The organism is Sphingomonas sp. NCPPB 2930 (genome assembly GCF_042867205.1).
In the GTDB taxonomy this organism is placed as follows: Bacteria; Pseudomonadota; Alphaproteobacteria; order Sphingomonadales; family Sphingomonadaceae; genus Sphingomonas.
Genome location: NZ_JBHZQU010000008.1, coordinates 22,163 through 47,818 on the forward strand (window position 1 = coordinate 22,163; position 25,656 = coordinate 47,818).

At 68.1% G+C, this 25,656-nt stretch carries 27 protein-coding genes; 9 read left to right on the plus strand and 18 right to left on the minus strand.

Features of this window, described 5'->3' with window-relative positions; translation table 11 throughout:
* Window positions 1-32 precede the first annotated feature (32 nt).
* From tolB to ACFX59_RS10790, 5 genes are all read right to left on the minus strand, one after another.
* Window positions 33-1,448, minus strand: a complete 1,416-nt coding sequence (gene tolB, locus ACFX59_RS10770) for a Tol-Pal system beta propeller repeat protein TolB (protein ID WP_387432244.1) — start codon at window positions 1,446-1,448, stop codon at window positions 33-35.
* A gap of 197 nt (window positions 1,449-1,645) precedes the next feature.
* Window positions 1,646-2,683 carry a cell envelope integrity protein TolA gene (locus tag ACFX59_RS10775; RefSeq protein WP_387432245.1) on the minus strand — a complete coding sequence of 346 codons (1,038 nt, stop codon included), beginning with the start codon at window positions 2,681-2,683 and terminating at the stop codon, window positions 1,646-1,648.
* Complete coding sequence (gene tolR / locus ACFX59_RS10780; RefSeq protein ID WP_309690900.1) at window positions 2,683-3,141, minus strand: protein TolR; 459 nt, start codon at window positions 3,139-3,141, stop codon at window positions 2,683-2,685. Before tolR ends, ACFX59_RS10775 begins: the two co-directional genes overlap by 1 nt.
* A gap of 13 nt (window positions 3,142-3,154) precedes the next feature.
* On the minus strand, window positions 3,155-3,847 hold the full coding sequence (tolQ, locus tag ACFX59_RS10785) for a protein TolQ (protein ID WP_307101463.1): 693 nt from the start codon (window positions 3,845-3,847) through the stop codon (window positions 3,155-3,157).
* The gene (locus tag ACFX59_RS10790; protein ID WP_307101465.1) at window positions 3,844-4,314 is read right to left on the minus strand and encodes a YbgC/FadM family acyl-CoA thioesterase; all 471 of its coding nucleotides are present in this window, start codon (window positions 4,312-4,314) and stop codon (window positions 3,844-3,846) included. Before ACFX59_RS10790 ends, tolQ begins: the two co-directional genes overlap by 4 nt.
* Window positions 4,315-4,412: 98 nt before the next feature.
* On the opposite strand from ACFX59_RS10790, the gene ACFX59_RS10795 reads away from it, so the two are divergent.
* Window positions 4,413-4,835, plus strand: a complete 423-nt coding sequence (locus ACFX59_RS10795; protein WP_387432247.1) for a hypothetical protein — start codon at window positions 4,413-4,415, stop codon at window positions 4,833-4,835.
* Complete coding sequence (locus tag ACFX59_RS10800) at window positions 4,832-5,038, plus strand: helix-turn-helix transcriptional regulator (protein ID WP_387432248.1); 207 nt, start codon at window positions 4,832-4,834, stop codon at window positions 5,036-5,038. Before ACFX59_RS10795 ends, ACFX59_RS10800 begins: the two co-directional genes overlap by 4 nt.
* Before the next feature lie 7 nt (window positions 5,039-5,045).
* On the opposite strand, the gene ACFX59_RS10805 is transcribed toward ACFX59_RS10800, so the two are convergent.
* The 3 genes from ACFX59_RS10805 to ACFX59_RS10815 form a co-directional block, all read right to left on the minus strand.
* On the minus strand, window positions 5,046-5,840 hold the full coding sequence (locus tag ACFX59_RS10805; RefSeq protein WP_387432250.1) for a hypothetical protein: 795 nt from the start codon (window positions 5,838-5,840) through the stop codon (window positions 5,046-5,048).
* Between the two features lie 134 nt (window positions 5,841-5,974).
* The gene (locus ACFX59_RS10810; RefSeq protein ID WP_387432251.1) at window positions 5,975-7,012 is read right to left on the minus strand and encodes an NAD(P)H-dependent flavin oxidoreductase; all 1,038 of its coding nucleotides are present in this window, start codon (window positions 7,010-7,012) and stop codon (window positions 5,975-5,977) included.
* Between the two features lie 370 nt (window positions 7,013-7,382).
* The gene (locus tag ACFX59_RS10815; protein ID WP_294233037.1) at window positions 7,383-8,633 is read right to left on the minus strand and encodes an aspartate kinase; all 1,251 of its coding nucleotides are present in this window, start codon (window positions 8,631-8,633) and stop codon (window positions 7,383-7,385) included.
* A 54-nt stretch (window positions 8,634-8,687) separates the two neighbouring features.
* Here ACFX59_RS10815 and ubiG point away from each other — a divergent pair, with 54 nt between their 5' ends.
* From ubiG to ACFX59_RS10830, 3 genes are all read left to right on the plus strand, one after another.
* Window positions 8,688-9,425: a bifunctional 2-polyprenyl-6-hydroxyphenol methylase/3-demethylubiquinol 3-O-methyltransferase UbiG gene (gene ubiG, locus ACFX59_RS10820; RefSeq protein ID WP_387432253.1), complete on the plus strand. Its 738-nt coding sequence runs from the start codon at window positions 8,688-8,690 to the stop codon at window positions 9,423-9,425.
* Window positions 9,426-9,590: 165 nt separating this feature from the next.
* Window positions 9,591-11,027, plus strand: a complete 1,437-nt coding sequence (locus ACFX59_RS10825; protein WP_387432255.1) for a hypothetical protein — start codon at window positions 9,591-9,593, stop codon at window positions 11,025-11,027.
* Window positions 11,024-11,761: a DUF2334 domain-containing protein gene (locus ACFX59_RS10830; RefSeq protein WP_387432256.1), complete on the plus strand. Its 738-nt coding sequence runs from the start codon at window positions 11,024-11,026 to the stop codon at window positions 11,759-11,761. Before ACFX59_RS10825 ends, ACFX59_RS10830 begins: the two co-directional genes overlap by 4 nt.
* Here the strand turns inward: ACFX59_RS10830 and ACFX59_RS10835 are convergent, their stop codons facing one another.
* From ACFX59_RS10835 to ACFX59_RS10855, 5 genes are all read right to left on the minus strand, one after another.
* Entirely contained in the window at window positions 11,762-12,217 is a 456-nt protein-coding gene (locus ACFX59_RS10835) for a hypothetical protein (protein WP_387432258.1), read from the minus strand.
* On the minus strand, window positions 12,214-12,684 hold the full coding sequence (locus ACFX59_RS10840) for a hypothetical protein (RefSeq protein WP_387432259.1): 471 nt from the start codon (window positions 12,682-12,684) through the stop codon (window positions 12,214-12,216). The genes ACFX59_RS10835 and ACFX59_RS10840 overlap by 4 nt, the downstream gene beginning before the upstream one ends.
* A gap of 68 nt (window positions 12,685-12,752) precedes the next feature.
* The gene (locus tag ACFX59_RS10845) at window positions 12,753-13,937 is read right to left on the minus strand and encodes a glycosyltransferase (RefSeq protein WP_387432260.1); all 1,185 of its coding nucleotides are present in this window, start codon (window positions 13,935-13,937) and stop codon (window positions 12,753-12,755) included.
* Between the two features lie 10 nt (window positions 13,938-13,947).
* On the minus strand, window positions 13,948-14,475 hold the full coding sequence (locus tag ACFX59_RS10850; RefSeq protein WP_387432262.1) for a DUF2141 domain-containing protein: 528 nt from the start codon (window positions 14,473-14,475) through the stop codon (window positions 13,948-13,950).
* Window positions 14,472-15,407, minus strand: a complete 936-nt coding sequence (locus tag ACFX59_RS10855; protein WP_309690927.1) for a hypothetical protein — start codon at window positions 15,405-15,407, stop codon at window positions 14,472-14,474. Before ACFX59_RS10855 ends, ACFX59_RS10850 begins: the two co-directional genes overlap by 4 nt.
* Window positions 15,408-15,620: 213 nt before the next feature.
* Here ACFX59_RS10855 and ACFX59_RS10860 point away from each other — a divergent pair, with 213 nt between their 5' ends.
* Window positions 15,621-16,769 carry a glycosyltransferase gene (locus tag ACFX59_RS10860; RefSeq protein ID WP_387432263.1) on the plus strand — a complete coding sequence of 383 codons (1,149 nt, stop codon included), beginning with the start codon at window positions 15,621-15,623 and terminating at the stop codon, window positions 16,767-16,769.
* Here ACFX59_RS10860 and ACFX59_RS10865 read toward each other — a convergent pair.
* The 5 genes from ACFX59_RS10865 to pyrE all read right to left on the minus strand — a co-directional run bounded on the left by ACFX59_RS10865 (window position 16,698) and on the right by pyrE (window position 20,595).
* The gene (locus tag ACFX59_RS10865; RefSeq protein ID WP_387432265.1) at window positions 16,698-17,783 is read right to left on the minus strand and encodes an AI-2E family transporter; all 1,086 of its coding nucleotides are present in this window, start codon (window positions 17,781-17,783) and stop codon (window positions 16,698-16,700) included. The genes ACFX59_RS10860 and ACFX59_RS10865 overlap by 72 nt on opposite strands.
* A gap of 5 nt (window positions 17,784-17,788) precedes the next feature.
* Window positions 17,789-18,745: a signal peptidase I gene (gene lepB, locus ACFX59_RS10870; protein WP_309690930.1), complete on the minus strand. Its 957-nt coding sequence runs from the start codon at window positions 18,743-18,745 to the stop codon at window positions 17,789-17,791.
* A complete protein-coding gene (acpS, locus tag ACFX59_RS10875) occupies window positions 18,742-19,152 on the minus strand; it encodes a holo-ACP synthase (protein WP_387432267.1) in 411 nt (136 codons plus the stop codon). Before acpS ends, lepB begins: the two co-directional genes overlap by 4 nt.
* Window positions 19,153-19,285: 133 nt before the next feature.
* Entirely contained in the window at window positions 19,286-20,014 is a 729-nt protein-coding gene (locus ACFX59_RS10880; protein WP_387432269.1) for a pyridoxine 5'-phosphate synthase, read from the minus strand.
* Window positions 20,011-20,595 (minus strand): orotate phosphoribosyltransferase, encoded by a 585-nt coding sequence (gene pyrE / locus ACFX59_RS10885; RefSeq protein ID WP_387432270.1) that lies wholly within the window; start codon window positions 20,593-20,595, stop codon window positions 20,011-20,013. The genes ACFX59_RS10880 and pyrE overlap by 4 nt, the downstream gene beginning before the upstream one ends.
* Before the next feature lie 245 nt (window positions 20,596-20,840).
* On the opposite strand from pyrE, the gene coxB reads away from it, so the two are divergent.
* The 3 genes from coxB to ACFX59_RS10900 all read left to right on the plus strand — a co-directional run bounded on the left by coxB (window position 20,841) and on the right by ACFX59_RS10900 (window position 25,655).
* Window positions 20,841-22,013: a cytochrome c oxidase subunit II gene (gene coxB, locus ACFX59_RS10890; RefSeq protein WP_387432271.1), complete on the plus strand. Its 1,173-nt coding sequence runs from the start codon at window positions 20,841-20,843 to the stop codon at window positions 22,011-22,013.
* A 3-nt stretch (window positions 22,014-22,016) separates the two neighbouring features.
* The gene (gene ctaD / locus ACFX59_RS10895; protein WP_309690941.1) at window positions 22,017-23,690 is read left to right on the plus strand and encodes a cytochrome c oxidase subunit I; all 1,674 of its coding nucleotides are present in this window, start codon (window positions 22,017-22,019) and stop codon (window positions 23,688-23,690) included.
* A gap of 207 nt (window positions 23,691-23,897) precedes the next feature.
* Complete coding sequence (locus tag ACFX59_RS10900) at window positions 23,898-25,655, plus strand: DUF1800 family protein (RefSeq protein WP_387432272.1); 1,758 nt, start codon at window positions 23,898-23,900, stop codon at window positions 25,653-25,655.
* Window position 25,656: the final 1 nt, after the last annotated feature.

Sequence of the window (25,656 nt, forward strand, 5' to 3'; positions counted from 1 at the left end):
TTCGCCCCCGAAACTGAAACCCCTATACCCCATTACGGCCGCAACGGCCCCCAGGCCGGGTCCGAGCCGTCGAGCGGCGTCGGAATGCGACGTTCGTTCACCCCGGTCAGGTCGACCATCCACACATCCGCCTTGCCCGACGCCCCCTGTGTCGAGCGCTGGAAGGTGATGACGCGGCCATTGGGGGACCAGCTCGGCCCCTCGTCCTGCCAACTGTTGGTCAGCAGCTTTTCGCCGCCGCCCGAGGGATTCATGATGCCGATGCGGAACGCGCCGCCCAGCTTGGTGAAGGCGATCAGGTCGCCGCGCGGGCTCCAGACCGGGGTCGCATAGCGGCCGCCGCCGAAGCTGATCCGCTGCTGGTTGGAACCGTCCGCGTTCATGACATAGATTTGCTGCCCGCCCGAACGATCGCTTTCGAACACGATCTTGGAGCCGTCGGGCGAATAGCTGCCGCCGGTATCGATGCCGGGCGCGTTGGTCAGCCGCTGCGGCGTGCCCCCTTGCGCCGAGACGCGGTAGATGTCGGTATTGCCGCCCTGCGCCATCGAGAACAGGATCCAGCGGCCATCGGGCGAGAAGCGCGGCGCGAAGGTCGTCGCGGCATTCTGCACCACCAGCCGCTGACGGCCCGAACCGATGTCATAGACATAGATGGCGGGCCGCTTGTCGACATAGGACATATAGACGATCGACTGCTGGTTCGGCGCGAAGCGCGGGGTCAGCACGATCGACTGGCCGTTGGTCAGGAAACGGTGATTGGCGCCGTCCTGGTCCATGATCGCCAGCCGCTTGATCCGCCGCGCCTTGGACCCCGTCTCGGAGACATAGACGATCCGGCTGTCGAAATAGGGGCCTTCGCCGGTCAGCTTGGTATAGATGGTGTCGGCGCATTTGTGCGCGGCCCGCCGCCAGTCGCCCGGCGACACGACGAAGCCCTGCCGCGCCAGCTCGCTCTTGGCCAGCACGTCATAGAGGTAGCAGCCGACCGTCAGCGTCCCGTCGCCATTGGCGCGGACATAGCCCTGGACCAGCGCCTGCGCGCCGGTGCCGTTCCAATAGTCGAAGGCGGGCGCGGTCACCTCCGGAAAGGACACGGTGCGCAGCTGCGCGGGCGGGACCGGCGTGAACAGCCCCGAATTGCGCAGGTCGTTGGTGATGATCTTGGACAGTTCCTGCCCGACGACATCGGTGGTGCCCGCCGCCGTCTGCACCACCGCGCTGGTCGGCATCGCCGGGATCGCGATCGGCATCGGCGCGGAGATGCCGCCCTCGACATCGACGACCAGCCCTTCCTGGCCATTGGCGGGCACGGCCGCAGGCTGCTGCCCGGCGGGCGCGGGGGCCGCAGGCTGTTCCTGGGGCGCGGGCGCGGGCACGTCCTGCGCGCCGACGGCACTGGCCGCCAGGGCCAGCGTGAGCGGCAGGGTCAGCAGGGAACGGGGCATAAACAGATCCTCAACCCGGGTAACTGAAACGGAAACGCGTGTCGCTCCAGCCGCCTTGCGCTCCATAAAGCGCGGACGGCCTGTCATCCAATGGACAGTTTCTGAAAACTGTCGTCATCATGCCAACGATCCCACGCCCCGTTTTTTCGGGGGCGCGGCCACCGCCGGACGTGGGCGAAAGGACGGACCGGCCATCCTCAACCCGGCAACTTGTAGCGCAGCGTGAAATTGCTCCACCCGCCCGGCACGTCGTACAGCTCGGCGGGAAGCCCGCGCAGCGGCGAGCATCCTTTGAAGGTGGCGATCGCCAGATCGTCGACCCGGTCGACATAGCGTTCGTTTTCGCCATCGACACCGCTATGCCCGACCACACGCGGGGCGGCGGCCAGGCTGCCGTCCTTGTTGAGGTGCAGGTTGATCGCGACGCGGATGCGCTCGGCGCCCGGCCCCGGCGTCACCTGACGGTTCGCACAGGGCTGGACCTGACGCAGGATCGCCGAGGCGATGTTCGCCAGTTGCTGCGCTCCGATCCGGGCGGCGGGTGCGGCCTGCGACTTGGAGGGCGACGGATCGGCCGACAGCCCCTTCAGGAAGTCGGCACCCAGATGCGAGCCGCGCGGGCGGGTCGTGGTCGCCGTCTCGCTCTTGCCGCTGCCGCGCGCCGGGGTGGTCGGCCGGGTCGCGGCGGGCTTGCCCTCCGACCGGCTGGGCCGCGCCGCCGGTGCGGGCTTGGCCGCTGGCGTCGGCTTGGCCGGAGCGGGCCTGGCGGGCGCAGGCTTGGCCGGTTGCGGCCTGGGGCGCGGCTCGGGCGGTTTGGGCTTGGGCTTTTCCGCCGGTCTGGGGGCGGGCTTGGGTTGCGGCTTGGGCTCGGGACGCGGCTCGGGCTTGGCCGGTTCGGGTTTCGGCTGTGGTCGGGGTTGAGGCTTGGGCTGCGGTTGCGGCTGGGGCGCGGGCGGTGGCGGCCCAGGCTGCGGCGCGGGCTTGGCCTCGACCGGCTCGGGGGGGGCCGCGTCTTCCGGCGCGCCCTCTTCGGGGGCGATCGACTGGGCGGCCTGCTGGTTGGGGGTGGGCGACGCCGCGTCCAGCGCGACATCCTTGACCAGCGAGATGTCGATCGGCGTGACCTTCAGCTTTTCCGGGTTCGGCGTCGCCAGAAAGCCGACCGACAACAGGCCGAACAGGACGAGATGCCCTGCGACCGCTATCGCCAATCCCGTCCGCTCGCCACGCTCCATCAGCGCTGGCCCGTTCCCTCGCCCGCGCCACCTTCCACGGTGACCAGCGACACGCGGTTCAGCCCGGCGCGGTTCAGCTCGCCCATGACGCGCATCACCCGGCCGTAATCCAGCGCCCGGTCGGCGCGCAGATAGATTTGCGGCGCCTGCCCATCGGCGCCTTTCCGCGCGGCGATCGCATCCAGCCGCGCGGGCAGGTCGGCATCGCTGATCTCATCGTCGTTCAGGAACAGCCGCCCCTGCTCGTCGATAGCGATCTGCTCGGGCTTCTGGTCCTGGTCCAGCGCCTTGGCCCGGCTGTCGGGCAGGTTGACCGGCACGCCCGTGGTCAGCAGCGGCGCGGTCACCATGAAGATGATCAGCAGCACCAGCATCACGTCGACCAGGGGCGTGACGTTGATGTCCGCCATCGGCGCGCGTCGCCCCCGGCCGGAGCGGGAGGGAAGGTTCATGGCCATCGCCCGTACCCCTTCAGCGTGCCGAGTCGAGCTGGCGGCTGAGCGTGGTGTGGAACCCGTCGGCAAAGCGGTTGAGCGACGCCTCCACCTTGTTCACCCCGTGGCTGAACCGGTTATAGGCGATCACCGCCGGGATGGCGGCGAACAGGCCGATGGCGGTGGCGAACAGCGCCTCCGAAATGCCGGGCGCCACGACCGCCAGCGAGGTGTTCTGCGCCTGCGCGATGCCGGTGAAGCTGCGCATGATGCCCCAGACGGTGCCGAACAGGCCGACGAACGGCGCGACCGAGCCGACCGTCGCCAGCACGTTCAGCCGGTCCGACAGCTTGTCGATCTCACCCGCGACCGCCGACCCCATCGCGGTGGCGAGCCGCTCGCGCGTGCCGTCGCGGTCGATATGCCCGCCCGCGGTCGAGCGACGCCATTCCTGCACGCCCGCCGAGAAGACCCGTGCGGAGGGCAGTTCGCTGTCCTGCTCCATCCGGTGAAAGGCGTCGATATCCTCCGCCTTCCAGAAATCGCGCTCGAACCGGGTCATGCCCTTCTTCGTGCGCGCCAGCTTGCGCGAAAAGGCGACGATGATCGTCCAGGTCCAGATGCTGGACAGCAAAAGTCCGATCATCACGAACTTCACCACCCAGTCGGCGTGGAGGAACAGCGCGACGGGCGACAAACTGGCGGCATCCATGTTGAAGACGGGATTCATGGGTGTTGGGTGTCCCCTTGCCAGACAAGGCGTTGGTAGATGGCGATCCAGTCGGCGGGCTGGCGTCGCGGGCGGCCGTTCGGGCCGACCCATGCGACGGTCACACGCGCGTCGGCCAGCATGACCGCGCCGCACCTGACTGTCTGATGAATGACGACGCGAACCGCACTGACCTGGATCAGCCGCGACGTGACGACCAGATCGTCGTCGAGCCGCGCGGAGGCGGCATAGCGGATGGCGATGTCGGTGACGGCATAGGCGCCCTGCCCCGCCTCATGCGCGGCGCGCTGGTCGATCCCCGCGACCCGCAGCATGTCGGAGCGCGCGCGCTCCATGTAGCGGAGATAGTTGGCGTGATAGACCACGCCCGACAGGTCGGTATCCTCGAAATAGACGCGCACCGCAAAGCGATGCTCGTGCCCCTCGAAGCGGCCGCCCCTCGGCTGGTCGTCGTCCGTCACCGTCATGGTGACCGCCCGTTAACCCATCCGTCCGGGGGAAGGAAGGCACTTGCTCGCCTGTTACCTACGGGTTACATGACACCTATAGGTTACAGGAGGTCGTCATGAATCTGGTGGAAAAGGCCGAGCGGAAGACCCGAGACCGGGCGATCGTCTTCTACCTTTTGGCGCTTTGCCTATTGATGTCGGCCATGACGTCTCCCCAGCATCTCGATGGCGCTTCCACCCGCCTCATTCCCTGGTTCGTCATGGTCGGTGCCGCCGCGCTCAACCTGACGAGCGCGCCCTTCCGGCTCTGGAAATGGAACGGCATGGCGGCCCTACTCAATGACGAGACGACCCGCGATCACCGACGGTCGAGCCTTGCCGCCGGTTTTTGGGCGATGCTGCTAGCCTCTGCCCTGACGATTACGGTGGCCACATTCCAGCCTGTCGACGCGATCATGACGGGCCGCATCGTCATCACCGCCGGGCTGATCGCCGCGCTGATATGCTTCTCCACGCTGGAGCTGCGTGCCAGCCGATGAACGAGACGCTTTGCAACGACCTGAAGGCCGCGCGCGAAGCCGCCGGGCTGACCCAGGGCGGCCTCGCCGAGGCGATCGGGGTCAGCCGCAAGACGATCAACACGGTGGAAAACGGGGTCTTCCAGCCATCGACCCTACTCGCGCTCAAACTGGCATGCGCCTTGGGTCGGCCGGTCGAGTCGCTCTTCTGGATCGCGGAGTGAGCCGCGCTTATTGCAGCGCGGCGGAATCGACCTTCAGCGAGGGCGGGTTGATGACCGGCGGCGCATAGGGCTTGGCGGCGGGGACCGGCTGGCTCGACAGCACGGGGCCGCTCGCCCCGGCCTGCGCGACCGGCGGATTGGCCTGTGCGGCGATGGCGAGCGGCGCGGTCGTGCGCTGCACCGGCACCATCGTCCCCGCGCGCCACGCATCATAGGCGCGGAAGAAGGCGATGAACGGCGCATCCAGCCGGTCCAGCCGCGCCGCCGCGCCGGTTTCGAAATCGTCGGTGGGCGCACTGCTGATATCGGCGAGCACCGCATCGGCGGCGGCGCAGAAGCCCTTGCGCACCGGAGTGGTCGAGAAGAAATTGTACAGCCGGGTCATCGCATCGTCATACCGGTCGCGCCAGTCGCCGCCCTGCGCCTGATATTCGGCCGAATAGCGTTTCTCGGCGGCGGCCAGCGCGATCTTCCGCGTGGTCAGCATGGTGTTGTAGCGGGTGACGATCAGCCCCTCGTCGGGCCCGCGACAGGCCAGCGCCGCGACGTTCAGCGCCGAGCGCAGATGCCAGATCGTCGCCGCGCTGGTCAGCGCACGGTTGGGCGTGGCGTAATTGCCGTCGGGCAGCAGCGCGGGGATCCGCATCCCCGGCGTGGCGCCGGGGGGCAGCGGGGCGCGCGCGACCTGCGGCGGGGCGGGCACCATCACCGGCGGCGGCGCGACCTTGGCGGTCTCGCGCGCGGTACATCCCGCCAGCGAGAGACCGATCGCGATACCCGATACAACACGCAAACTCGCCATGACCCTGATCCTCGGAAAACCCCGCCCCCGGCTGTTGGAGACATCATGCCGAATCAAGGTTAACGCGTCGTAACCCGTGCGATGAAGCGAGCCTTATGTCCGAGGGTTGGAAATCCTCCCCGCCGCGGGGAGGATCAGGCCGTGCGCGCGACCAGCGCGGCGGCGGCCTCGGCCATCAGTTGCGCCAGGATGTCGGCGATCGGCTCTTCCTTCGTGACCATGCCGACCGACTGGCCCGCCATCACGCTGCCATGCTCGACATCGCCCTCGATCACCGCGCGGCGCAGCGCACCCGCCCAGTAATGCTCGATCTGGAGCTGCGCCTCGGCCATCGCGACCTTGCCCTCGTCGAGCGACTGGGCGACTTCGCGCTGCTTGGCGGTGAACAGCTCGCCGCCCGCATTCTTGAGCGCGCGGACCGGGATGACCGGCAGGCGCGGATCGATCTGCACGCTCGCCACCGCGTCGCGGGCGGAGGCGCGGATGAACGCCTTCTTGAAATTGGGATGCGCGATCGATTCGGTCGCGCAGACGAAGCGCGTGCCGAGCTGGACGCCCGCCGCCCCCATGTCGAGATAGGCGGCGATCGCCTCGCCCCGGCCGATACCGCCCGCGACAAAGACGGGGACTTGGTCGGCGATCTCGGGCAGCATTTCCTGCGCCAGCACGCTGGTCGAGACGGGGCCGATATGGCCGCCGGCTTCCATCCCCTCGATCACCAGCGCATCGACGCCCGAGCGGATCAGCTTCTTGGCGAGGCTGAGCGCGGGGGCGAAGCAGATGACCTTCGCGCCCGTCTCCTTGATCGCCTCCAGCGCGCCCTTGGGGGGCAGGCCGCCGGCGAGCACGACATGGCCGACGCCGTGACGGCCGCACACCGCGATCAGGTCGAACAGCTGCGGGTGCATGGTGATCAGGTTCACGCCGAAGGGGCGCGTGGTCATCGCCTTGGTCGCGGCGATTTCGGTGTCGAGCAGTTCGGGCGTCATCGCGCCGCACGCGATCACGCCGAAGCCGCCCGCATTGGACATGGCGGAGACGAGGTTGCGCTCCGACACCCAGGACATGGCACCCGCCATGATCGCCATGTCGGCGCCGAGAAATTCCGCGCCGCGCGCCATGCGGGTGGCGAGACGCTGTTCGCCGGTGGTGGTGGTGAGGGTGTCGGTCATCGGCGCTCCATGCCGTGGAGCGCGGCGGACGGCAAGATTTGGTTCACGCGAAGCCGCGATGACGCGAAGAAGAAGAGGTTCGCGCAGAGGCGCAGAGGACGCAGAGAGGTTTCGCGCGCGGCAGCGCAATCGAATCTCCAACAGACCGTTGTTGGAGGACTTCAGTAGCGGCCGGATACGCCACCTCTGCGCCCTCCGCGCCTCTGCGCGAACCAACCTTCCTGAATACGCTTCGCGTCTTAGCGGCTTCGCGTGAACCCCATACCCCATAACCGTCATCCCAGCGAAGGCTGGGATCTTTGGCGGGCCGAATCATATCCGGGCCAGAGGCCCCAGCCTTCGCTGGGGCGACGGGGCATCGGTCGGGTCGTTACGCCGCCTCGGCGTCCAGACCATAAGCGGTGTGCAGCACGCGCACCGCCAGTTCGGTATAATCCTCTTCGATCAGCACGCTGACCTTGATCTCCGAAGTGGTGATGGCGAGGATGTTGATCCCGCGCGCACCCAGCGTCTGGAACATGGTCGACGCCACGCCCGCATGGCTGCGCATGCCGACGCCGACGACCGAGATCTTGGCGACTCGCGTGTCGTGGACCATCTTGGCATAACCGATGTCACCGCTCGCCTTTTCCAGCACGTCCAGCGTGCGGGCGAGGTCGGCCGAGGGGACCGTGAAGGTCACGTCGGTCGAGCCGGTCGAATGCGCGATGTTCTGGACGATCATGTCCACGTTGATGCCTGCATCCGCGAGCGGCGCGAAGATCGCGCCCACCGAACCGGGCCGATCCGGCACGGCGGTCAGGGTGATCTTGGCTTCGTTCTTGTCATGCGCGATGCCGGTGATGAGCTGGCGTTCCATATCGTCGATTTCCTCTTCGCCCACGATCAACGTGCCGCGATGTCCGTCTTCGTCCCGTGCGTCGTCGAACGAGCTGAGCACCCGCACGCGCACCTGTTCCTTCATCGCCAGACCCACCGAGCGGGTCTGGAGCACCTTGGCGCCGACGCTGGCGAGTTCCAGCATCTCCTCATAGGTGACCTTCGACAGTTTCCGCGCACGCGGCACGATGCGGGGGTCGGTGGTGTAGACGCCGTCGACATCGGTGTAGATGTCGCACCGCTCCGCCTTCATCGCCGCCGCCACCGCGACCGCGCTGGTGTCCGAACCGCCGCGGCCCAGCGTCGTGACCCGGTTGCCCTCGGCCACGCCCTGGAAGCCGGGAATCACCGCGACCACGCCCGCCGCCAGGCTCTCGTCGAGCGCGGTCGTGTCGATCTCGCCGATGCGCGCCTTCGCGAAGGCCGTGTCGGTATGGATCGGCAATTGCCAACCCAGCCACGAACGGGCGGGGACGCCCATCGCCTGGAGCGTGATCGCCAGCAGCCCGCTGGTGATCTGTTCGCCCGCCGAGACGACGACGTCATATTCCTGGGGATCGTAGAGCGACGAGGCCTCGCGGCAGAAACCGACCAGTCGGTCGGTCTCGCCCGCCATCGCGGAGACGACGACCGCGACCTGATGCCCAGCCTCCACCTCGCGTTTGACCCGCGCCGCCACGTTGCGGATGCGCTCGATTCCGGCCATCGAGGTGCCGCCGAACTTCATCACGATACGGGCCATGCGGTTTTTGCCAATCTCCTTGGGGTAAAACGGCGGTCCTGATAGGTAGCCCCCATGACGAACGCAAGCCATTTGAACGATTCTACCATTATAGGCGCCGAAGCCGCACATTTCGGAAAGATGGCGGCCGAGTGGTGGGACCCAAAAGGGTCGAGCGCGATGCTGCACCGGCTGAACCCGCCGCGCCTGCGCTATATCCGCGAGCAGATGGATCTGCATTGGGATGCCGATGGGCAGGGCTTCACCCCGCTTTCGGGCAAGCGCGCGCTCGACGTCGGCTGCGGCGCGGGGCTGCTGTGCGAGCCGCTGGCGCGCCTGGGCGCCGAGGTGACGGGGCTGGACGCGGCGGCCGAGAATGTCGCGGTCGCCGCCGCCCATGCCGCGCAATCGGGCCTGGCGATCCATTACCGCGCGGGCAGCGTCGAGGGGCTGGCGGGCGAGACGTTCGACCTCGTCACCTCGCTGGAGGTGATCGAGCATGTCGCCGATCCGGCGCGCTTCGTGCGCGGGCTGGCCGATGCGCTGGCACCCGGCGGGCTGATGATCCTGTCGACGCCCAACCGCACGCCGCTGTCGAAACTGGCGCTCATCACGCTGGCGGAGGGGACGGGCGCGATCCCCAAGGGCACGCATGACTGGTCGAAATTCCTGACGCCGGAGGAATTGTCCGCACTGCTGACCGATGCCGGATTGCAGGTGCGTGACGTGCGGGGGCTCAGCTTCTCGCCGACCAAGGGGTTCATGGTCAGCGACTGGACCGCGCTCGACTATTTCGTCACCGCGACGCGGTAATTCCCTTTCCTCCCCTGCAAGGGGAGGTGGCAGGCCGCAGGCCTGACGGAGGGGTGTCCCGGCCAGATAGGACAGGGATACCCTCGCCGCCGGGGACACCCCTCCACCATGCTTCGCATGGTCCCCCTCCCCTTGCAGGGGAGGAATGATTCTGGACCTATCCGAATGTCGAGACTGCCTAGCAATCGCCCCGCCACGGCGAACCACCGCCTCCTCATCCTGCTCGCCGTAGCGATCCTCGCCCGCATGGCGACCTTCGGCAATCCGGTGGTCCATGTGGACGAGGAATTCTACTTCTTCACCGGCCATGCGATGTGGCAGGGCGCGTGGCCCTTCGTCGATGTGTGGGACCGCAAGCCGATCGGGCTGTTCCTGCTCTATGCCGTGCCAGCCGCATTCGGGTTTCCGGCGGGCATCTGGGCCTATCAGGCGATGGCACTGGCCAGCGTGGTCGCGACCGGATGGCTGGTCGCGCGGATGGCGGAGCGACTCGGCTGGGGCGCGGGCGCGACGGCGGCGGGCATCGCCTATATCCTGTGGCTCGGCCTGCTCGGCGGACAGGGCGGGCAGGCGCCGGTCTTCTACAATCTGCTGATGATGGGCGCGGCCTGGGCGATCCTCGAATCGGATCGGCGGGGGGTGCGCAGCCTGGGGCTGGCCGCGATGGCGCTGGTCGGATTGGTCCTCCAGATCAAATATTCGGCGGTGTTCGAGGGGATGGTCTTCGGCCTCTGGCTGCTGGGCAGCGAGTGGCGGCGGAGCCGGAGCCCGGTCGCGCTGATCCTGTACGGCGTGGCGCTGGTCCTGGTGTCGCTGATCCCGACCGCGCTGGCGGCGGGCGTCTATGCCGCGATCGGCCAGTGGGACGCATTCCTCTACGCCAATTTCCTGTCGATCTTCCACCGCAACCCCGATCCCCTGCCCGAGCTGGCGGGCAATCTGGGGCAGATGGTCCTGATCCTGTCGCCGGTCGTGACGCTGGCGGTGCTGGGCCTCAAGCGCGCGACCCGCACTCGGGAGCATGGCTTCCTGGCGGTCTGGCTGGCCGCCGCCATCGTCGGCGTGCTGCTGTTCCGGCCCTGGTTCGACCATTATGGCCTGCCCATCCTGCTGCCCGCCTGCACCGCCGCCGCCGCGATGCTGGGGCGCGCGGACTGGCGGCGGCGCTATACGCCCGCGCTGCTGCTGACCGCCGCGCTGGCCGGGCAGATCGTGCTGGTCGCGCTGCGCCACGAGCGGGGCGGCCCCGCCGAGTTCGCTGCCTTGTCCCAGGCGGTCGGCAAGGGGCCGGGATGCCTCTATGTCTATTCGGGCAGCACGATGCTCTATGTCGCGACCGAGCGTTGCACCCTGTCGCGCTATATCGTGCCCGCGCATCTCAGCCGGGCGCGCGAAGCGGGCGCCACCGGCGTCGACCAGGATGCCGAGATCGCCCAAATCCTTGCCCGTCGCCCCGCCGTGGTCGTGATGCGCCCGCCCTATAATGGCGAGCGGCCCGCCGCCCATGCCCGCATCATGGCGGCGATGGCCAACGGATACCGGCTGACCGCGAAACTGCCGATGGGCAATGAGATGATCAGCGTCTATAAATCCACGCGATGAAACGCCTTCTCGCCTCGATCCATGACGTGTCCCCCCGGTTCGAGGGGGCGGTCGATGCGCTGTTCGACCGGCTGTCGGGGCATCTCGGCGGGCCGCGCCTGGCCATGCTGGTCATCCCCGACCATTGGAACAGCGCGCCGATCGCGCCGGGCACCCCCTTTGCCACCCGCCTGCGCGACTGGGCGGACATGGGGATCGAGATGTTCGTCCATGGCTGGTCGCACAAGGACGACATGGTCCACACCGACCAGAAGACCGCGCTGAAGGCCAAGCACATGACCGCGGGCGAAGGCGAGTTCGTCGGCTTGCCCCACGCCGAGGCGCTCCGCCGGATGAAGCGCGGCACCGCGCTGATCGAGGATATCATCGGCCGTCGCGCGACCGGCTTCATCGCGCCCGCCTGGCTCTATTCGGACGAGGCGCGGGCGGCGCTGGGCGATGCGGGCTTCGGTCTGGCCGAGGATCATTTCCGCGTCTGGACGCCCGCCGATGGCCGGATCGTCGCGCGCGGGCCGGTCGTGACCTGGGCGAGTCGCTCGCGCGGGCGGCAGTTGAGCTCGCTCGCCGCCGCCGCCGTGCTGCGCCACGGCCTGCGCCCGACGCCGGTGGCGCGGGTCGCGGTCCATCCGGGCGACAATGGCGTGCCCGCGCTGCTCGACAGCATCGACAAGACCTATTCGCGGCTGGCGAGGACCCATACGCCGTCGCGCTATGCGGATTTGCTCGCCGCCTGATCAGCGCGCGGCGAGGCTGTGAAGATATTGGCGCCGCGCTTCTGACCCGCGTGGATAGCGGGACAGTGTCTTCACCTCGGCGCGCGTCAGGGTGAAGCGGTGATAGCCCTTGCCGGTCAGGCATTGCTCGACATCGCCGACCTGAATCGCCTGAAGGTCACGCTTCTGCCGGTCGGGTTGCGTTCGCCGGACCGAATCGCCCCAGCTATCGCTTTCGGAAACGCTGGGGAAATTCAAAAGGCGATCCGCCGTCTCGAACCCCCGGATGAAACGCTTGGCCGGTTCGTCCTGCGACACGTCTCGGAAGTAACCGGTCTTGGCACATTCGATCGCGTCGGCACGGTATTGGGCAAAGCCGATGCCGGGCTTGCCCCAGCTTTCCACGGGCCCACGCGATGCCGCCGACGCCGAGACCGACGATATCGCCAGCATAACGGCGAAACATACCCGCTTCATGACGCCGCCACCTGACGCGCGGCCAGGGCATGGAGATATTGGCGCCGGGCCTCCGATCCTTTCGGGTATCGGCTCAGCGTCTTCTGCTCGCTTTTGGTCAGGCTGAACTTGCGATAGCCCTTGTCGACCAGACATTGTTCGACATCGCCAACTTGAATGGCGTGGAGCAGGCGCTTCTGCCGATCGGGTTGAGTCCGCAATATCGAATCGGTCCAGCCTCCCACTGCCCCGCCGCCGTTCAATGCATTATCGGCCGCCGTGAAACCGGCGATGAAACGCTTGGCCAGTTCGTCCTGCGAGACATCGCGGAAATAGCCGGCCTTGGCACATTCCACCGAGTCGGAGCGGTACTGGTCATAGCCGACGCCGGGCTTACCCCAGCTTTCGATCGGGGGACGGTCGGCAGCCTGGGCCGTGCCCGTGGACACCAGCATGACGCCGATCACGACTGCGAAGCCCCGACCCATCGACCATCTCCCATGACATTTTTGTCATGATGACAGACTCCCGAGCGGCACGAAAGGTCCGTTTCGGCTTAAGCGACCGCGCGCTGCTCCGCGCCCTCGTCGAGCAGCCGCTGATAGCGCGCGATCAGCGCATCGGCATGGTCGCGGTCGCTGAACACCTTGCCCGCCGCCACGCGCGCGGCGTTGCGCAGGACACGCTGGTCGCGGGACAGGAGCCGCTCGATCGCCTCGGCGCAGGCCGCGCCGTCGCGGGCGCGGAACGTCTCGGCGAACAGCGGATTGGCGACCTCGGCGCACCCGCCATAATCGGGCACCACCAGCGGCAATCCGGAGGCCAGCGCCTCCGACGCCACCAGGCCGAAGGTCTCGGTCTCGCACCCATGGACCAGCGCGTCGCAGCTCGCCATGATCCGCGCCAGGCGCGGGCGGTCATAGACCGGGCGGAACAGGCGGATATGCGGGCTGCCCGCGATCCGCTTCTCCAGCGCGCGGCTGGCGACGCCGCCGCCGATCAGGACCAGCCCGACCGGACGGCTGGAGGCCACCCGCTCGACCGCGTCGATCACCATCGTCCAGCGCTTTTCGGGGTGATGCCGCCCCAGCCCCAGCAGCAGATGCGCATCCTCGGGCAGCGCACACTGCGCCAGCAGCGCCGCACGCAGCCGTTCGTCGCGGTGGTCGGGCGAGAAGAAATGCCGCTCGATGCCCAGCGGAATCCCCTCGTCCACCCGCACGCCGCGCTTGCCCAGCCGCTTGACCAGCGCCGGGCCGTTGGACAGCACCAGGTCGTAATGGTCGAGGAAGCGGTTCATGTAGCGGCTGTACCAGCTGAACCAGTCCTCCACCCGCTCCTGCGCGACGATGCCGTCCAGCCAGCGGACCGGATAGGTGCCGACATTGTCGTTGTGCATGAAGAAGACCTTCTTCGCGCGCCCCTGCCAGTTGGCGACGAACCAGGCGGGCTTGGCGGGCGAGGACACCTCGACGATGTCGGGGTCCAGCTCGTCGAGTAGGCGACAGACGGGCGCGCCGTCCCAGAACATGCCGTAATTGGTGTCCAGGATCAGGCGCGGCGCCTTGATATAGATGATCTTGCCGCCGCCCGGACGCTCCTCGACCATGTCCTCGGTGCCGGGGGCCAGGACGATCAGCTCATGGCCCATCTCGGCCAGGATCGACATCTTGCGGTCGATATAGGTCCGCACCCCCCCGCCGGTGGGCGAGTAGAATTCGTTGACGTCGACGATACGCATCGTCTTCCCCTTATTCGACCGGGCCGAAGCCGCTCAGGCCCCGCAGATATTGGGCGCGGATGGTCACCGTCGCCACCCCCGACGGCACGTCGATCAGCGCCGATTCGAGCGGCGGCTTGCGGCGGCCCAGCTTGGTGTTGGCCGGGAAGCCCGCGCCGTCGCTCCAGAAGTTGAACTTGTTCTTGCCATCGCGGTCATGCGTGAACAACAGCGCATAGCGGCCCGGGCGCGGCACCCGGATGCACATCGCGATCGGCCCGCCGCCCGTCGGCGTCGGCACCTGGACGCGGCGGAACGTCTTGCCCGCGCGGACCAGCACGCCGTCGTCGGCCAGGAAATCCTCCTCGTTCGCCGGATAGAGTTCCAGCTTCAGATTGCCCTTGCGGTCCTTCAGCCCCTCGATCCGGGCCAGGATCGCCGGGCCGCCGCCGCCGGTGCAGGCCGCCGCATCGCTGCCCAATACCTGCGCGCCCGCCGCCTGCGGCACCACCGCCAGCGCGACCACCGCAACCGCCATCATCTTCATCACGCGAATCATGCGCGCACCTTCCGAACCAACGCCGTCAAACCGAACCCGGCGATCAGCACGACATGGACCAACAAAGTTAGCGCCGCGGTGAACGCGATCAGTTCGCTCAATTCCTGATCCTGCCCGATCAACAGGATCGCGAAATTGGCGAAAAGAAGGTCCTTGTTGGGCACCAGCGGCAGGCGCGAGACGAGCAGCCGCGCCGCCGACAGGAACAGCCACATGCCGAGCGACACGCTGGGCATCCCGTAATGCCAGGCGAGCGCCACCAGCAGCGAATTGGCGATCAGGCGGACGCAATGGACCATGAAGACCCACCAGAGCGTCCTGCGATCGAGCGAGAAGACCCGGCGCGAGAAGATCAGGAAGGGCAAGGAGGTCGCCATGACGATCGCGATCGATCCCCAGACCAGCCGCAACTGGTCGGCGGTCAGCAATTCGCGCCCGACCGGCAGCGCCAGCCCGATCATCAACAGGGTGATCGCATTGCCCGCGATCGCCGACAGGATGCCGACATCCTTGACCGCGCCGAAGGGCGCCGCGACCATCTTCGCATTGGCGCGCGCCCAGGCATAGAAATAGGCCTCGCCCGAATAGCTGAACGCGACCTCATTGGCGATCCGCTTGCGGATCAGCGCGGCCATGCCGCTGATCGGAATGCCCCACAGCCGCCGGAAGATGATGTAGTCGCCGATCGGCAGCGCCATGTAGAGGCCGAAGAAGACGATGTAGAACATCGGATTGGTCGGCACCGAATGGCTCAGCCCGACCAGTCCGCGCCCCAGCAGCTCATGCCCCAGCCCCACGATCATGGCGAGCGTCAGCGCCCCGCCGATAATGGCGGGCCAGCGGCTCTTCACGGTCTTCAGCGGCTCCAGCGCGGCCATGTCGCGCGCGACCGGTCCGCTCGTCGCAGACGGGATCGCCTGTTGCGGGGTCATGGGATCATCTCGTTCATTCTGCACGTTAGGGAGATTCCTCGGCGGCGGCGCGCCGGCGGCGCCCGCTAACCTCAACACTGCTTTCTCGCACCTGAATAAGAATTCATCTCTGTCCGCTGATTGTGTCCACCATAGGGCTGATCCTGACATAATTGAGCGACAAGCGCCGATTATCGCCGCATCCCATTGTCGCCATCGTCCCCGTGGGAGCCCATGCCAGCCGATCATATCCTGACTTACGCGCTGGCGATGCGCGGCGGCGTGGAAGCGGCGCTGGGCCGGATGTTCCAGGGCTGGCTGGACCGCGGCCGCCGGGTGACGCTGGTGCTGGGCGAGGAAAGCGGCCAGTTCCAGGCGGGCGTGCCGATGGGGGTGGAGACGGTGACGCTGGGGCATCAGAGCTATGCCGGGCTGTGCACCACCCTGCCCGCGATGATCGGGCGGATGCGGCCCGACATCATCTTCTGCCCCGGCAATCATTATACCAGCATGGCGGCATGGAGCCGGTTGCGGCTGGCCGGGGCCTGCCCGCCGATCGTCGCCAAGATGTCGAACGCGGTCGATCGCGGCGACCATCATCCCGTCCTCGCCTGGGGCCAGCGGCAATGGCTGGCGCGGCACCGGCTGTTCCTCGACGCGCTGGTGGCGATGACCCCCGCCACCGCCCGCGCGGCGCAGGATGCCACCGGGCTGTCGGTCGCGGTCATCCCCAACCCGCCCGCCGCGCTGCCCGACCTGGCGCTCGACCGGCCGCGCCCGCCCGGTCGCCGGATCCTAGGCGTCGGACGACTCGAGCCGCAGAAGCGCTGGGACCGGCTGATCACCGCGATGACGCATCTGCCGCCCGATATCGGGCTGACCATCCTGGGCGAAGGCAGCCTGCGCCCCGCGCTGACCGCGCAGATCGCCGCGCTGGGCCTCACCGGCCGCGTGACGTTGCCGGGACATAGCGCCGACGCCCCCGCCGCGATGGCGGCGGCGCAGGTGGTGGCGCTGGCGTCGGATTATGAAGGCGTGCCCGGCGTGCTGCGCGAGGCGCTGGCGGTCGGGACCCCGGTCGTCGCGACCGATTCGAGCCCGGCGGTGCGCGAGATCGTCCGCGACCCCGCGCTGGGCACGGTCGTCGCGCGCGAGGATCTGGCGGGGCTGGTCGCGGCGCTCCGCCACTGGCTGGACCCGGTCGCGCCACGCCCCGATCCCGTGCCGCAGCCGGGGCAGGATTCGCCCGACCGCTATCTGGCGCTGTTCGATTCGATCGTCACCGCCCGGCACAACCGCCAGACGCTGGCGTCAGGCAATGTCCGCTTCGGCGCGCGCGCTGTCGCCGTCGCGCGCCGCCTCGCGCTCCGACCGGCGCTGTAGCGCGGACTTGGCCATCGCGGTCATCGGGTCGGCCAGCGCCAGCCCCAGGATGCCGAACAGCGCGCTCGCCATGATCTGGGTCGACAGGGTCAGCGCGGGGGGCAGGTCGACCGTCCGCTTGGCGACCATCGGCACCACGACATATCCGTCGAAGGTCTGCACGACCAGATAGGTGCCGATCGCCCAGAAACCGGCATCGGTCCCCGCCGAAAAGCCGACCGCGATCATCAGCGTGCCGGTGATGATCGCCCCGATATTGGGGATGAAGGCCAGGATGCCCGCGATGATGCCCAGCAGCAGCGCCATCGGCACGCCCCCGATCATCAGCGCGATGCCGGTCAGCACCCCCTCCACCGCCATGCCCAGCAGCCGCCCGGCGAGCAGCTTGCGCAGCGTGCTCATGACGCGCGCCTGGGTGATCGCGAACTCGGCGCGCGCGGCGCGCGGGACCATCCATTGCAGGCCGCGCGCATAGCCTTCCGGGTCCATCGCCAGGAACAGCCCGATGATGAGGATCATGAACGCCGAGGTGATCGCCCCGACCGCCGTACCCACCCACGAGGTCAGCCGCCCGATCGATCCCAGCGACTGTTTCACCAGCCCGTTGATGTCCGAGGTGCCGGGCATCAGCCCCTGCGACGCCAGCCATTCGGTCAACCGCCCGACCTGGGTCTCCAGCGTGGAGCGAAGCTGCGTCACCTGCTGCGTCATCTCGACGCCGGTCAGGAAGAAGGTGCCGAGCAGGAACGCCGTCACCGCCAGCACGACGATCAACAGCCGCCAGCCGCGCCCGATCGGCAACACCCGCCCGAGCAGCCGCACGCCGCCGTCGAGCAGCGTGGCGAAGACCAGCCCGGCAAAGATCACCAGCAGCGGCTGGACCAGCAGCACCGCGATCGCCATGGCCGCGATCAGCCCCAGCCAGATCGCCGCGCGCGTCAGCTCCCGCCGGACGAAGCCCTCGCGAAACTCGATCGGTGCGGGGGCGTCGGTCAGCGGGGCCGGGTCGGTCATGGCGCTCAGTCCGCCTTGGCCGGATGCAGCGAAGTGCCCGCCCGGCCCGAGCGCAGCGATCCCCACCAGGTCAGCGGGTTCAGCGTCGCATCGCCGTCCAGGCTGAACGTCACGAACTCGGCCCGCCCGCCGATATTCTCATAGGGCACCGCGCCGCCCAGCCCCAGCTCGGCCAGCGAGAAGCGGCTGTCCGCCGAACGGTCGCGATTGTCGCCCATCAGGAAGACATGATTGGCCGGGATGGTGATCGGGCCGTAATTGTCGCCCGGGCTCCAGCCCAGCTCGACCGTGTCGTAGCGGCGGTTGTTGGGCAGCGTCTCGGTCACGATCGGCAGGTGGCAGACCCATTGGCCGCTCGCCAGCCGCACCTTCGCCCCGTCGCCATAGTCGGACGCGTTGCACGGGCTGTTGGTGTCGACCGGGATGTCGACATAATGGAGCGGCCCGCGCTTCACCGGCTGGCCGTTCAGGATGACGGTGCCGTCGCGCACCTCCAGCCGGTCGCCGGGCAGGCCGATGACCCGCTTGATATAGTCGTTATGCGTCCCCGGCGGGGTCACGATCACCACATCGCCGCGCGTCGGCAGCGAGCCGAAGAGGCGGCCATGGATGAAGGGCAGCTGGAAGCTCCAGCTGTCGGTCGGCTGGTGCAGCACGACCGATTTGAAGATCGCCACCGGATTGGGGATGGTCGGCGAGACGAAGGACCAGCCATAGGCGAATTTGCTGACGACCAGCCGGTCGCCGACGCGCAGGCCCGGCAGCATTGATTCGGACGGGATGTAGAAGGGCTTGGCGATGAAGCTGTGGAAGCCCAGCACGATCAGCAGCAGCCAGAACAGCCCCTTGACCTCGGACCACCAGTCGGTGCGCTTCCTGGGTCGGGGCGCGGAATCCGACGGCTGCGGCCCCGGCTGGTCCGTGGGCGAGCCCTGGTTGGTATCCAACACCGCGTCCTTCATGCGGAAACTTCCGGTCTTGCCTCGATCACCACAAAGGCCTGCGCCCAGGGGTGATCGTCGGTCATGGTCAAGTGAATATGCGCGACGTGGCCCGGCGGGGTCATCGCGTCAAGTCGTTCGCGCGCGCCGCCGGTCAGGACCAGCGTCGGTGCGCCGCCGGGCTGGTTGACGACGCCGATGTCGCGCATGAACACGCCTTGCGCAAAACCCGTGCCCACCGCCTTGGAAAAGGCCTCCTTGGCGGCGAAGCGCTTGGCGTAGGTTCCGGCGCGGGTGAAGGGGCGTTTCGCCGCCTTGGCCTGCTCCACATCCGTAAAGCAGCGCGCCTCGAACCGGCCGCCATGCCGGTCGAGCGCGGCCTGGATGCGCTCGATATTGCAGAGGTCGGAGCCCAGGCCGATGATCATGACATCCTCCCCGGTACGGGGAGGGGGACCGCCGCGGAGCGGTGGTGGAGGGGGTTCTCCACCACGCGAGTCATTTGGGGCGCTCCCCGTCCACCAGCCTGCGGCTGGTCCCCCTCCCCGTGCCGGGGAGGATTCACCGCGCCACGTCCATCGCGGCGCGCATCTTGCGGACCACTTCGGGCAGGCCGACGAACACCGCATCGGCGATCAGGAAATGGCCGATGTTCAGCTCGCGCACCTGCGGGATCGCCGCGATGGGGGCGACATTGTCATAGGTCAGGCCGTGACCGGCATGGACCTCGATCCCGTTCTTGGCGGCCAGCGCGGCGGCGTCCGACAGGCGACGGAGTTCCGCGGTGCGGTCCTCGCCGTCCAGTTCGGCATAGCGGCCGGTGTGAAGTTCGACCACCGGCACGCGCAGGGCCAGCGCCGCCTCGATCTGGCGGGGATCGGGTTCGATGAACAGCGAGACGCGGATGCCCGCCTCGCCCAGCTGCGCCACCATCGGGGCCAGCCATTCGCGTTGCCCGGCGGCGTCCAGCCCGCCCTCGGTCGTGCGCTCCTCGCGCTTTTCGGGGACGATGCAGGCGGCGTGCGGACGATGCTTCAGCGCGATGGCCAGCATCTCTTGCGTGGCCGCCATCTCCAGGTTGAGCGGCACGGTCAGTTCGGCCGACAGCCGCGCGATGTCGTCGTCGGTGATATGCCGCCGGTCCTCGCGCAGATGCGCGGTGATGCCGTCGGCCCCCGCCTCGGCCGCGAGCAGCGCCGCCTTGACCGGATCGGGATAGCCCGCCCCGCGCGCGTTGCGCACGGTCGCGACATGGTCGATATTGACCCCCAGCCGCAGATGCCCGCTCATGCCGCCGCGCGGCTCCCCGGCTTGATCGCAGGGATCGCGGCCAGTTCGGGCGGCAGATCGTCGAGGCTGTAGCTGGGCACGTCGAGGCGGATCAGCGGGAAGAAGGGAACGCCCAGATCGGCCGCGCCGTTGGAACGATCGACCAACGAGGCCGCCGCGATCGTCTGCCCCCCTTCGCGCGCGATGGCGGCGATCGCCTCCCGGCTCGACAGCCCGGTGGTGACCACGTCCTCCATCATCAGCACCTTCTGACCTGCATCAAGCCGGAAGCCGCGACGCAGGTGGAAGGTTCCCTCGGGCCGCTCCAGAAACATGCCCGGTACGCCCAGCGCGCGCGCCATTTCATGGCCGACGATCACGCCGCCCATGGCCGGGGCGACGACCGCGCTGATCTGCGCCCTGATCTCGGCCGGGATCTTGGCCGCCACCGCCTCGCACAGCCGCGCCGCGCGCGCCGGGTCCATCAGGACGCGCGCGCATTGCAGATAGCGGGGGCTGCGCAGGCCCGAGGACAGGATGAAATGCCCCTCGAGGAGCGCCTCGGCGGCGCGGAACTCGGCAAGGACGTCGTCATCGGTCATGCGGGGCAACTCCGGCAGGTCGTTATCAGATGACCCGGCCTCATAGGATCGCGCCTGCGCGGGCGCAATCATGGTCGCGACAGCTATGGGTTGAGGGGGCGCGGTCCCGTGCTATAGTCCATCTAACAAGAACGACATGACGCCCCGCCCGCGACCCGTCGGACCACGATGGGCGGGCGAGGGAGATGGGAGACGAGAGCGGGATGAGCGAGGCCAAGCGCATGTCCGGACCCCGGAGGATGAGGATGCCCAGACGGATGAAGGCGATCGCGATCGCCGCCGGGATGGGATGCGCCGCGCTGTCGGGAACCGCCCTTGCGACTCCGGCCGCGCCCGCCAGGCCCGTTCCCCAGGCCGCGGCCGAGGGTGCGGGCGTCGCCAACACCGCGCCGACCAGCGCCGCCGCGCCCGCCACCGCCGCCCCGACCAGCCCGCTGCTGGCGCAGGACGGCGCGCCCGCGACCACCATCGACCCGCAGGTCGGCCTGCCGATCGACGGCCGCATCGGGCTCCAGCCGCAGGTGACGAAGAACGGCGAGTTCGCGCACTGGATGCACAATGGCGTGCTGGTGCCGGTCATCACCGCCATCTGCGTCCTCGTCCTGCTGCTGCTGGCCTGGGTCGTCTTCCGCTATCGCCGGGCCGCCAATCCGGTGCCGTCCAAGACCAGCCACAACACGCTGGTCGAGGTGCTGTGGACGCTGGGCCCGGTCGTCGTCCTGGTCCTGATCGCCATCCCCTCGATCGGGCTGCTCCAGGCGCAGTTCAAGCCCGCGCCCGCCGGGGCCGTCACGCTGAAGGCGATCGGCAACCAATGGTATTGGACCTATCAATATCCGGATCATGGCGGGATCGAGATCACCGCCAACATGCTGAAGGAAAAGGATCAGGTGGCGCCGGGTGAGCGGGCGCGCACCGATGCCGACGGCCCGCGCCTGCTGGCGGTGGACAATCGCATCGTCCTGCCCGTGGGCGTGCCGATCCGCCTCATCACCACCTCCAACGACGTCATCCACAGCTGGGCGATCCCGGCCTTCTGGATGAAGCTGGACGCGGTGCCCGGCCGGTTGAACGAGACGAGCTTCACCATCGAGAAGCCGGGCCTGTATTTCGGGCAATGTTCGGAACTGTGCGGCGCGCGCCATGCCTTCATGCCGATCGCGGTGCAGGCGGTGCCCCCGGCGCAGTTCGCGGCATGGGTCGCGGCCAAGGGCGGCAAGATGCCGGGTTCGGCCGCCCCCTCCTCCTCGGTCATTCCGCAGCCCGGGGCCGAGGGTTCGGCCGCCGAAGCGGCGCAGGCCAATGCCGCCGACGCGGTGACGGGTCCGGCCGAAAACGCCTCCACGCCCGCCCAGTCCCCCTCTTCCGCGCAAGGCGCCACCGGCAATCCGGCGGGCCCCGGCAACGCTGGACAATAAGCCATGACCGACACCGCACTTCACCCCGGATCGGCTTTCGTCGGTCATGACGACCATCACCACGCGCACCATGACGCCGATCACAAGCCCGGCTTCTTCGCGCGCTGGTTCCTGTCGACCAACCACAAGGATATCGGCACCCTCTATCTGATCTTCGCGATCGTGGCGGGGATCATCGGCGGCGCGATCTCGGGCCTGATGCGTGCCGAGCTGCGCGAGCCGGGTATCCAGTATCTGGGCATCTGGGCGGGGATGCTGCACGGCGGCGCGCAGAGCCTGGACCAATCGCTGCACCTGTGGAACGTGCTGATCACCGCGCATGGCCTGATCATGGTGTTCTTCATGGTGATGCCCGCGATGATCGGCGGGTTCGGTAACTGGTTCGTGCCGATCATGATCGGCGCGCCCGACATGGCCTTCCCGCGCATGAACAACGTGTCCTTCTGGCTGCTGATCCCGGCCTTCACGCTGCTGCTCGCCTCGCCCTTTTTCGGGTCGGGCGCAGGCGTGGGCTGGACCGCATACGCCCCGCTATCGACCTTCGGCGAGCCGGGGCCGTCGGTCGACATGGCGATCCTGTCGCTCCATCTGGCGGGCGCCTCGTCGATCCTGGGGGCGATCAACTTCATCACCACCATCTTCAACATGCGCGCGCCGGGCATGACGCTGCACAAGATGCCGCTGTTCGTCTGGTCGGTGCTGGTCACCGCCTTCCTGCTGCTGCTGTCGCTGCCGGTGCTGGCCGCCGCGATCACCATGTTGCTGACCGACCGCAATTTCGGCACGACCTTCTTCGACCCCGCCGGGGGCGGCGACCCGATCCTGTACCAGCATCTCTTCTGGTTCTTCGGCCATCCCGAAGTGTACATCATGATCCTGCCGGGCTTCGGCATCGTCAGCCAGATCATCGCGACCTTCAGCCGCAAGCCCGTCTTCGGCTATCTCGGCATGGCCTATGCCATGGTCGCGATCGGCGTGGTCGGCTTCGTCGTGTGGGCGCACCATATGTTCGCCACCGGCCTGAGCGTGAACACCAAGATGTATTTCACCGCCGCGACGATGATCATCGCGGTGCCGACCGGCATCAAGATCTTCTCGTGGATCGCGACCATGTGGGGCGGTTCGCTGACCTTCAAGACGCCGATGGTCTGGGCGATCGGCTTCATCTTCATGTTCACCGTCGGCGGCGTGACCGGCGTGGTGCTCGCGAACGGCGGCATCGACGATTACATGCACGACACCTATTATGTCGTCGCGCATTTCCACTATGTCCTGTCGCTGGGCGCGGTCTTCGCGCTGTTCGCGGGCTTCTATTACTGGTTCCCGAAAATGTCGGGGAAGATGTATAGCGAGCTGCTCGGCCAGCTGCATTTCTGGGTCTTCTTCGCGGGCGTGAACCTGTTGTTCTTCCCGATGCACTTCCTGGGGCTCCAGGGCATGCCGCGCCGCTATCCCGACTATCCGGATGCCTTCGCGTTGTGGAACAAGGTCGCGACCCACGGCTATGAGATCATGGCGGCGGGCATGGCGATCTTCTTCATCAACCTGATCTGGTCGCTGATCGCGGGCAAGCCCGCGGGTGACAATCCGTGGGGCGAGGGCGCGACGACGCTGGAATGGACGCTGTCCAGCCCGCCGCCCTATCACCAGTTCGAGACGCTGCCGCGCATCGACTGACCGCCCGGCTCCACGCCGCCCTTGCAAGACCCCGGAGCATCGCCTCCGGGGTCTTTTGCATGTCCGCTATGCCGATATGGACCCCTTAATGCCGCCAGCCGCCCCTGGGCTGCGACGAACGGCGGAACCTTTCACCGATTGTTATCCACAGGTGCGGCACATATCGTCCTGCCGCGACGGGCGGCGGGTTGGCAGGATAGCGCGGCGATGCAGCGGGACGAACCTACGGTCAGCATCCGACCGGCGGAGGCGACCGGAGACAGGGACGCGGACTTCCTCTTGTCCGAACATCGGGCAGGCGGGCCGGGTCCGATCGCGCGACACGGCGCGAGCGCCGCGGCGATGCTGCCCCTGCTGGCGCTCGCGGCCTGTGGCGGCGGGGGCAGCGGAAGCGCGGGGGCCACCGGCACCGGCGCGGGCGGTTCGACCACCACGCCGGTCGTCGTCGTCACCCCCTCTCCCACCACCACCGAGGCGAGTCGATTCCTGGCACAGGCGACGATGGGCGCGACCCGCAGCGGGATCGATGCGGTCGTGTCGCGCGGCTATGACGGCTGGCTGACCGATCAATTCGCGATGGGGCGGGCGACCAGCCATTGGGACTGGCTGACCGCGAACGGCTATGACGCGGCGGCCAACCGCAATTCGCTCGCCGGGCTCGACCCGACGCTGTGGCGCCAGATGATCGTCGAGCCCGACCAGCTGCGCCAGCGGGTGGGCATGGCGCTGCTCGACATCCTCGTCGTCGGGGTGGACGGCATCAACGATGCGTGGCGCGCCTTCAGCATGGCCGCCTATGTCGACATCCTGCTCGACAACGCCTTCGGCAATTATCGCGACCTGCTGGGCGCGGTAACGACCAGCTTCGCGATGGGCAGCTATCTGACCTATCTGTCGAACCGCAAGGCCAATGCCGCGACCGGCGCGCAGCCCGACGAGAATTACGCGCGCGAGCTGATGCAGCTGTTCACGCTCGGCCTTTACCAACTCAACATGGACGGATCGCCCCGGCTGAACGGCGGGCAGCCGGTCGAGACCTATAACCAGGCCGATGTGTCGGGGCTGGCGCGCGTCTTCACCGGGCTGGTGCCCGCGACGAACGACAGCTCGACCCCGGCGCGCTATCGCCAGCCGCTGGTGATGAACGCCGCGCTGAACGAAACCGGCGCGTCCAGCTTTCTCGGCACGACCGTGTCGGGCGGCGGCATGGCGGGGATCAAGGCGGCGCTGGACACGATCTTCGCGCATCCCAACGTCGCGCCCTTCATCTCGAAGCAGCTGATCCAGCGGCTCGTCACCAGCAATCCCTCGCCCGCCTATGTCACCCGCGTCGCGACCGCGTTCGCCGACAATGGCCAGGGGGTGCGCGGCGACATGAAGGCGGTGATCCGCGCCATCCTGCTCGACAGCGAGGCCCGCACCCTGTCCAGCGCCACCACCGCGGGCAAGCTGCGCGAGCCGGTGCTGCGGCTGACCGGCTGGGCGCGCGCCTTCGGCGTCACCTCGCCGTCCAATGGCTGGGCGATCGGCGACACCTCCAATCCCGCCAACCGGCTGGGACAGAGCAAGGGCCGCAGCCCCTCGGTCTTCAACTTCTACCGCCCCGGCTACACCCCGGCGGGGACCAGCATCGCCAGCGCCGGGCTGGTCGCGCCCGAGTTCCAGATCACCAACGAACAAAGCGTCATGGGCTATGTGAACTATATGTACGGCCTGATCGCCAACGGCACCGGCGATGTGAAGGCGGACTATAGCGCGATCCTGACCAAGGCGGCCGATGCGCAGGCGCTGGTCGACGAGGTGAACCTGGTCCTCGCCGCCGGGCAGCTCTCCACCGCGACGCTGGCCGCGATCCGGGGCGCGGTCGACAGCGTGTCGGCCACTGCGACCAACGGCGCGATCAACCGGGTCGGCATCGCGATCCTGCTGACCATGGCCTCCCCCGACTATCTGACCCTGCGGTGAT

What these genes read in the sequence shown, in the direction of transcription:
- tolB (WP_387432244.1), bottom strand. Translation starts at nt 1,448, where the DNA reads ATGCCCCGTTCCCTGCTGACCCTGCCGCTCACGCTGGCCCTGGCGGCC.
- ACFX59_RS10775 (WP_387432245.1), bottom strand. Translation starts at nt 2,683, where the DNA reads ATGGAGCGTGGCGAGCGGACGGGATTGGCGATAGCGGTCGCAGGGCAT.
- tolR (WP_309690900.1), bottom strand. Translation starts at nt 3,141, where the DNA reads ATGGCCATGAACCTTCCCTCCCGCTCCGGCCGGGGGCGACGCGCGCCG.
- tolQ (WP_307101463.1), bottom strand. Translation starts at nt 3,847, where the DNA reads ATGAATCCCGTCTTCAACATGGATGCCGCCAGTTTGTCGCCCGTCGCG.
- ACFX59_RS10790 (WP_307101465.1), bottom strand. Translation starts at nt 4,314, where the DNA reads ATGACGGTGACGGACGACGACCAGCCGAGGGGCGGCCGCTTCGAGGGG.
- ACFX59_RS10795 (WP_387432247.1), top strand. Translation starts at nt 4,413, where the DNA reads ATGAATCTGGTGGAAAAGGCCGAGCGGAAGACCCGAGACCGGGCGATC.
- ACFX59_RS10800 (WP_387432248.1), top strand. Translation starts at nt 4,832, where the DNA reads ATGAACGAGACGCTTTGCAACGACCTGAAGGCCGCGCGCGAAGCCGCC.
- ACFX59_RS10805 (WP_387432250.1), bottom strand. Translation starts at nt 5,840, where the DNA reads ATGGCGAGTTTGCGTGTTGTATCGGGTATCGCGATCGGTCTCTCGCTG.
- ACFX59_RS10810 (WP_387432251.1), bottom strand. Translation starts at nt 7,012, where the DNA reads ATGACCGACACCCTCACCACCACCACCGGCGAACAGCGTCTCGCCACC.
- ACFX59_RS10815 (WP_294233037.1), bottom strand. Translation starts at nt 8,633, where the DNA reads ATGGCCCGTATCGTGATGAAGTTCGGCGGCACCTCGATGGCCGGAATC.
- ubiG (WP_387432253.1), top strand. Translation starts at nt 8,688, where the DNA reads ATGACGAACGCAAGCCATTTGAACGATTCTACCATTATAGGCGCCGAA.
- ACFX59_RS10825 (WP_387432255.1), top strand. Translation starts at nt 9,591, where the DNA reads ATGTCGAGACTGCCTAGCAATCGCCCCGCCACGGCGAACCACCGCCTC.
- ACFX59_RS10830 (WP_387432256.1), top strand. Translation starts at nt 11,024, where the DNA reads ATGAAACGCCTTCTCGCCTCGATCCATGACGTGTCCCCCCGGTTCGAG.
- ACFX59_RS10835 (WP_387432258.1), bottom strand. Translation starts at nt 12,217, where the DNA reads ATGAAGCGGGTATGTTTCGCCGTTATGCTGGCGATATCGTCGGTCTCG.
- ACFX59_RS10840 (WP_387432259.1), bottom strand. Translation starts at nt 12,684, where the DNA reads ATGGGTCGGGGCTTCGCAGTCGTGATCGGCGTCATGCTGGTGTCCACG.
- ACFX59_RS10845 (WP_387432260.1), bottom strand. Translation starts at nt 13,937, where the DNA reads ATGCGTATCGTCGACGTCAACGAATTCTACTCGCCCACCGGCGGGGGG.
- ACFX59_RS10850 (WP_387432262.1), bottom strand. Translation starts at nt 14,475, where the DNA reads ATGATTCGCGTGATGAAGATGATGGCGGTTGCGGTGGTCGCGCTGGCG.
- ACFX59_RS10855 (WP_309690927.1), bottom strand. Translation starts at nt 15,407, where the DNA reads ATGACCCCGCAACAGGCGATCCCGTCTGCGACGAGCGGACCGGTCGCG.
- ACFX59_RS10860 (WP_387432263.1), top strand. Translation starts at nt 15,621, where the DNA reads ATGCCAGCCGATCATATCCTGACTTACGCGCTGGCGATGCGCGGCGGC.
- ACFX59_RS10865 (WP_387432265.1), bottom strand. Translation starts at nt 17,783, where the DNA reads ATGACCGACCCGGCCCCGCTGACCGACGCCCCCGCACCGATCGAGTTT.
- lepB (WP_309690930.1), bottom strand. Translation starts at nt 18,745, where the DNA reads ATGAAGGACGCGGTGTTGGATACCAACCAGGGCTCGCCCACGGACCAG.
- acpS (WP_387432267.1), bottom strand. Translation starts at nt 19,152, where the DNA reads ATGATCATCGGCCTGGGCTCCGACCTCTGCAATATCGAGCGCATCCAG.
- ACFX59_RS10880 (WP_387432269.1), bottom strand. Translation starts at nt 20,014, where the DNA reads ATGAGCGGGCATCTGCGGCTGGGGGTCAATATCGACCATGTCGCGACC.
- pyrE (WP_387432270.1), bottom strand. Translation starts at nt 20,595, where the DNA reads ATGACCGATGACGACGTCCTTGCCGAGTTCCGCGCCGCCGAGGCGCTC.
- coxB (WP_387432271.1), top strand. Translation starts at nt 20,841, where the DNA reads ATGCCCAGACGGATGAAGGCGATCGCGATCGCCGCCGGGATGGGATGC.
- ctaD (WP_309690941.1), top strand. Translation starts at nt 22,017, where the DNA reads ATGACCGACACCGCACTTCACCCCGGATCGGCTTTCGTCGGTCATGAC.
- ACFX59_RS10900 (WP_387432272.1), top strand. Translation starts at nt 23,898, where the DNA reads ATGCAGCGGGACGAACCTACGGTCAGCATCCGACCGGCGGAGGCGACC.